We start from the raw sequence: 5,480 nt of genomic DNA on the forward strand, positions 1-5,480 counted from the left end.
TGATAACAAGTACTATGAATTCGATGTGACACAGCTCGTGCAGGAATATGTAAACGGTACTGACAACACTGGTTTCTTCCTCAGGGCAAAGACCGAGAGCAATAATTACATTGCATTCTACAGCTCGGAGTGGCCGAATGCTGACCAGAGACCGAAGTTGACCGTGAAAAGAGCCTGAATGGTTTGAATATGAGCGAATATTATTTCGCTCCGTTTCTTTTATATCTTAAAATAGTACTGAAAATGCTTGTTTACAGAATCTGGGGGCGTTTATGCCTTTATAACTCTTTTTTGCATACTTCAGATGTTCAGTATAACAGTTGAAAGGGTATAAGATAAGTCGTGTTACGTAAACCCGATCAGCGCCAGTCATCATTCCTATGAAATATCCGGCACCTACAACATTTACGCACGACCCATCAAACCCATTTTCTTTAGAGGTCTAATTTCTTCCACAGAGGGGAGAGAAATAACCAGTTCTTTACAACCTTACGGTATTCAGGAGATTGGCACCAAAATACCACATGTTAATAGCCTAATTATTCCTCTACATCCATAACGTAAATGTCTTGCAGGTTTATAACTCAAATTGAGTGCAATTTATGACTGAATCGAAAATTGTAACATCATTATAATTTCAAAAGTCATTATCCCGTTTTTGCACTATACATTGGAACAGAATGTTTTCGAATAAAAATATATAAAAAATAGAGTAGCCGGAAGCATCCGGCAATAATTATTCTTCAGTTATCTCATCGTCCGTTCTGATAGCTGCTACCAGTTCCACTGGAGAGACGAAGATTCGTCCGTCACCGAATTTGCCGGTGCGGGCTGACTTGCGGATGATCTCGATGATAGGGCGTACATCTGCATCCTTTACCACCATGTCTATCTCTGTTTTTGGTATCATATCAACTTCTATCTTCTTACCCCTGTACTGCAGACAGATACCTTTCTGAGCACCCCTGCCCTTTACCTCGTATACGGTCATGGCGAAATATCCCTTTTCAGCAAGAGCAGCCTTTACGTCATTTAGCATCTCAGGCCTTATGATTGCATTGATCTTCTTCATTGTTATCACCTTATCCCTTCGTGGATTCTCCATGCTGCGAGATGTCCAGTCCCACATACTCCTCGGTTTCTGTCACACGCAAGCCCATCGTCTTATCCACGATCTGGGCAAGGATGTATGTTGCTAGGAAGGCATATGTAATGGCAACACCGGCATCCAGAACCTGTACAAGGAATTGGTGCACATTACCGTATATGAGGCCGTCCACACCTCCGATGGAAGCACTTGCAAATATTCCTGTAGCAAGAGCACCCCATAATCCACCCATACCGTGAATAGACCATGCATCGAGACTTTCATCCAGTCCCTTCTTAACACGGAAGAGCAACATTCTGTAACACAGCACACCTGCAATACCGCCTATCACAATTGCTGCCATGGGTCCAACGAATCCACATGCAGGAGTTATTGCTACGAGACCTGCCACTGCACCACTTACCATTCCCAGGGAACTGGGCTTACCCTTTGCCCAGGAAGCAAGCATCCAGGTTATTGCACCGGAAGCTGCGGAAATATTCGTTACAACAAATGCGTTTGCTGCCAGGCCGTTTGCTGCGAGGGCACTCCCGGAATTGAAGGCGAACCATCCGAACCATAGGAAAGCTCCACCAACCAGAGTCAGTGTGATGTTCTCTGCTTCCATGCTGAACTTACCGAACCCTGATCTCTTACCAATAACTAAAGCCAGAGCAAGGGCACCGAATCCGGAACTTATATGTACTACAGTGCCTCCTGCGAAATCCAGGGCTCCAAGTTGTGAAGCCCAGCCTCCGCCCCATGCCCAGTGAGCGAGCGGGTCATACACGAGGGTGGTCCAGAGCACACCGAGTACTATGAAAGAACTTAACTTAATCCTCTCGGCAACTCCCGAAGTAAGGATTGCAAGTGTAACACCAGCGAACACGAGCTGAAATGCCATGAACAGTATATCGGGTATACCTTCTCCATCCATTCCCACACCAGCAAGGGCAAAGTGTTCCAGACTTCCTATAAAGCCCGAAATATCAGACCCGAAAGCCAGGGAATAGCCAGCTATTACCCACTGGATGGTCACTATCGCAAATGCTATGAAAGACATTGCGATCATTGAAATAACGTTCTTGTTCCTTACCATACCACCATAGAACAGTCCCACACCGGGAGTCATGAGCATTACCATAGCCGTACAAATTAGAATGAATGCTGTGTCTCCTGTATCAAGGGCCATGTTAATAACACCTCTTCATTGGATTGCTGCTTTTGGACCGTGTCCTATTGGACAGTTGTGTACTGTATAACAATGTTCTGCTCATAAGTGTTGATGCCATATCCATACTCCATACTATTGAAATCCTTCACTGTTATTTACAGTGTGTAGCCGTATTCCGATGTCATTCAATAAATAGTTTTTGCATACAAAAGTAGAAGATAAATAATAACGGAAAAAAGAGGAAAAAGATTACATTGAATAATAATACGCATTGCACAAAAACTCAACAGAAAAAAAGGCTTATAGAATTAAAAGCAAACAAAAAAATGAAGCACATTGTTAAATGTGCAGAAAAATAATTCCAGATCTTACTCCTGCCAGGTTCTTTTGAGAGAAATCTCAAAAACACCGTTCCTGCAAGTGCATACCGCAGTCGTGGGATCAACTGGCACAGGAAGCTCTAGGACTTTCGAATATCCTATAGTAGGGGCTATGACAACCAGCTCCAGTGCATCTTCGGACGGAGAGTATTCCACGTACTCTTCATCTACGCCAAGTTCTGCGGTCACATACACGGTATCTTCGGTTTCAAAGATTTCGATTACCGGTTCCGCACTGTTGATATAGATGTCCCCTTCTTCATCGTCCTCATCCTCGGAAAAAGAGGAGTGGGCTATCTTGAAACCCTGTATATCAGGTTTCTCTCCCACTTTCTGGAATATGCTATAGCCATAGATAAAGGACTCACCAAGGTCATCAGCATCTTTAGAGAACATGGACAGCAGGTGCTGAATCAGCTGTTCGATGTCCATGACCGGGTTTTTATCAAAATTCTCATCGAAAGAATGCTTTTTCTTGTCGTCCATATAATAACTCCTTTGCAGGCTCTTTGCAAATTAGCTTGCTTGCCTACTTGTCCCCATTTGTTCTGACTTATACGAACAAGTGATATATAAAGGTATACTTTCGATCTGTGCCTTTACAAGTGTAAGTGCTGTATACCCCATATGAATACATATCCCACTACAATAAACATGTTTCGCCCTTAAGAAGCGGGATAAACAGTATATTCTCATAAACATATATCAACACAATAAAGAATATTAATAGTGGAGTGGTTTTATGAAAATAGATACGAATCTTGCAGTCGAGCTCATAGACATTACGGATGATGTTATAACAAACGTGAACAAAAGCTCAATAAGGAATGGTATATGTGTGGTAAGCACACCCCATACAACTACAGCTATTATCATTAATGAGAATGAACCGGGACTGCTTTCCGATATGTTCAACCTCCTTAACAAACTGGTGCCTCCCGGAGCAGGCTACAATCATGATCGTATAGACAACAATGCCGATTCTCATTTGCGGGCCATGCTCCTGGGATCCAGTGAGACGATACCCATCGTAGACGGAAAAATTGTATTGGGCACATGGCAGAGGATTTTCTTCGTGGAGCTGGATGGGCCGCGCCAGAGAAAAGCTAATGTGACACTGATAAAACAAATATAAAAAGCAGAAAGGAACAAAAAAGAGTTAGCTGCTTATTCAGCAGAATAATAGCATCTTTTAGGAGAGATTACCTTCCCTTCCTCTTTCAGGGAACTGATGATCTTACTAACTTCTTTGCTGTCAATTCCGGTCATCTTGGCAACATCTCCAGGCCTTAGTGGCTTCCCGGCATTCTTCATTGCTTCAAGAACAATCTGCGTATTATCGGTCATAGAATATCTCCGTGATGTATTAGGCGAAGAATACATAAAAATATTAGGTTCGGCTGTGATACTGAAAGACCTGGAGGCTATAATCAATAAAAATCAATGTACAGCAGGGATCTGTATCATATTTGCCTCTATTACCTCTATTTTCTCATAGCTACCTGCATATAGCGTACAAGTTCTTCCGCTTTTTGAGATCCGATTAGTAAACTTTTCCCGTCTTTGAACTCCAGTTGCACGCCAAGATTACCACTTACATTGTATGCCATGCCCTTGCGTCCATAGCGTATACCCCATCCTCCGTATTCTTTCAATGGAGAGTATTCCCGTACTTTATAAGTGCTTATGCTCTCATAGGGATAATGCCTGAAAGAAAGATGGAACGGATAGAAGCGGACATATAATCCATCCTGCCGCACCTCAGTGATGAGTTTGAGGGAATACATGAAAAGAGGCAGAAGGACACCAAAGAGAACAAGGATTATTGACATCCCTGTGTCTGAGGTGGGATTATCGCCAAAAGCCTTACCAAAGACCAACTGCTGGATAGCACCATACCACACCATAGTCGTAGGTACAAGGATCAGTAACCAGAGCCACCACTGATCGAAGCGTTGCTCCTCCCTGAAAAAAACAGTACTTCCTGTGCTCATAACAATATGAGCAGTGAATCCTGAATATGAATCTTGTGGTGGTTCCGGTTATTAGAGTTCTTGAGTATTTAATCTCTTTATTAAGTAATCATAAAAACTATATTTGCCTAATCTGCTGAATTATAGAGAGTAATTATATTCGCCTATGATCTGTATTTGCTCATACAATGTAGTAAATTATGTGGCTAGTATTTCTTAATACCACTAACAAAAGGGAGGAATAATGAAGCAAGAAAATATCTACAGCATATTGTTGTTCATAGCAGGCATAGCAATTGGTTCACTTGTCACGTGGGATATCACAAATGAGCCACAGAAGGCTACTCTTTCTATTCCTCATATGACAGAAGGTATCGGTGAAAACATCACTTATAAATTATTCTTGTATAATAGCGGAGTTCAAGAAATGTACATAATTAGCATTGAACCTATCTTCAAGGGGAAACTGGGACAGATTTTAGGGATTGATAATATAATACTGCCTGTGAATAAAATGCTTCAGCCGGGATCTGCCATAGAACTACATGGTATAGTTGATCTCAATAATACTAACCTTTCAAAAACAGATTTCCTTGAAATGGATACTGTCACAGTAGGGTTCAATGTAACCTCTGTGACCTCATGTATGCTTGGTGAACACTGAGGTCACAGAAAGATCACATTCCAAAATGTTCCATCAGCGGGTGCAGCAGAGTGAACAGGCCAACAACAATGATGATAGATCCGCTTGCAAGGGGTAATTTTTCCAGTTTACTGCTGCCTACATAGCTTTGCAAAAATCCGCGGCCTTTTACGAACAGCACAGACAGGCAAACTATGGAAAGAGCCAGCCCCGTGCTGAATAC

The 5,480-nt window shown here is 42.3% G+C and carries 8 protein-coding genes and 1 pseudogene; 3 read left to right on the top strand and 6 right to left on the bottom strand.

The features are described 5' to 3' along the window. Nucleotides 1-178 (top strand): disaggregatase related repeat-containing protein (locus ACCM36_RS04625; protein WP_370572579.1); only part of this gene is annotated, 178 nt, incomplete at its 5' end. A 558-nt stretch (nucleotides 179-736) separates the two neighbouring features. Here ACCM36_RS04625 and ACCM36_RS04630 read toward each other — a convergent pair. From ACCM36_RS04630 to ACCM36_RS04640, 3 genes are all read right to left on the bottom strand, one after another. Then, on the bottom strand, nucleotides 737-1,072 hold the full coding sequence (locus tag ACCM36_RS04630; protein WP_370572572.1) for a P-II family nitrogen regulator: 336 nt from the start codon (nucleotides 1,070-1,072) through the stop codon (nucleotides 737-739). Between the two features lie 10 nt (nucleotides 1,073-1,082). Continuing rightward, the gene (locus ACCM36_RS04635) at nucleotides 1,083-2,279 is read right to left on the bottom strand and encodes an ammonium transporter (RefSeq protein ID WP_370572573.1); all 1,197 of its coding nucleotides are present in this window, start codon (nucleotides 2,277-2,279) and stop codon (nucleotides 1,083-1,085) included. A gap of 350 nt (nucleotides 2,280-2,629) precedes the next feature. Next, on the bottom strand, nucleotides 2,630-3,127 hold the full coding sequence (locus tag ACCM36_RS04640) for an Hsp20/alpha crystallin family protein (RefSeq protein ID WP_370572574.1): 498 nt from the start codon (nucleotides 3,125-3,127) through the stop codon (nucleotides 2,630-2,632). Nucleotides 3,128-3,383: 256 nt separating this feature from the next. On the opposite strand from ACCM36_RS04640, the gene ACCM36_RS04645 reads away from it, so the two are divergent. Next, complete coding sequence (locus tag ACCM36_RS04645; protein WP_370572575.1) at nucleotides 3,384-3,776, top strand: secondary thiamine-phosphate synthase enzyme YjbQ; 393 nt, start codon at nucleotides 3,384-3,386, stop codon at nucleotides 3,774-3,776. Nucleotides 3,777-3,808: 32 nt separating this feature from the next. Here the strand turns inward: ACCM36_RS04645 and ACCM36_RS04650 are convergent, their stop codons facing one another. Both ACCM36_RS04650 and ACCM36_RS04655 read right to left on the bottom strand, forming a co-directional pair. Then, on the bottom strand, nucleotides 3,809-3,988 hold the full coding sequence (locus ACCM36_RS04650; RefSeq protein ID WP_370572576.1) for a transcriptional regulator: 180 nt from the start codon (nucleotides 3,986-3,988) through the stop codon (nucleotides 3,809-3,811). A gap of 137 nt (nucleotides 3,989-4,125) precedes the next feature. After that, nucleotides 4,126-4,635, bottom strand: coding sequence for a DUF6141 family protein (locus ACCM36_RS04655; protein ID WP_370572577.1), 510 nt, complete (start codon nucleotides 4,633-4,635; stop codon nucleotides 4,126-4,128). 223 nt (nucleotides 4,636-4,858) lie between these two features. Between ACCM36_RS04655 and ACCM36_RS04660 the strand changes: the two genes are divergently transcribed. Beyond that, nucleotides 4,859-5,278, top strand: coding sequence for a hypothetical protein (locus ACCM36_RS04660; protein WP_370572578.1), 420 nt, complete (start codon nucleotides 4,859-4,861; stop codon nucleotides 5,276-5,278). Nucleotides 5,279-5,291: 13 nt separating this feature from the next. On the opposite strand, the pseudogene ACCM36_RS04665 reads toward ACCM36_RS04660, so the two are convergent. Beyond that, nucleotides 5,292-5,480, bottom strand: a pseudogene (locus ACCM36_RS04665) (sodium:proton antiporter); the annotation flags it as partial.

Origin of the sequence: Methanomethylovorans sp. (assembly GCF_041305605.1) — an archaeon.
Taxonomy (GTDB): domain Archaea; phylum Halobacteriota; class Methanosarcinia; order Methanosarcinales; family Methanosarcinaceae; genus Methanomethylovorans.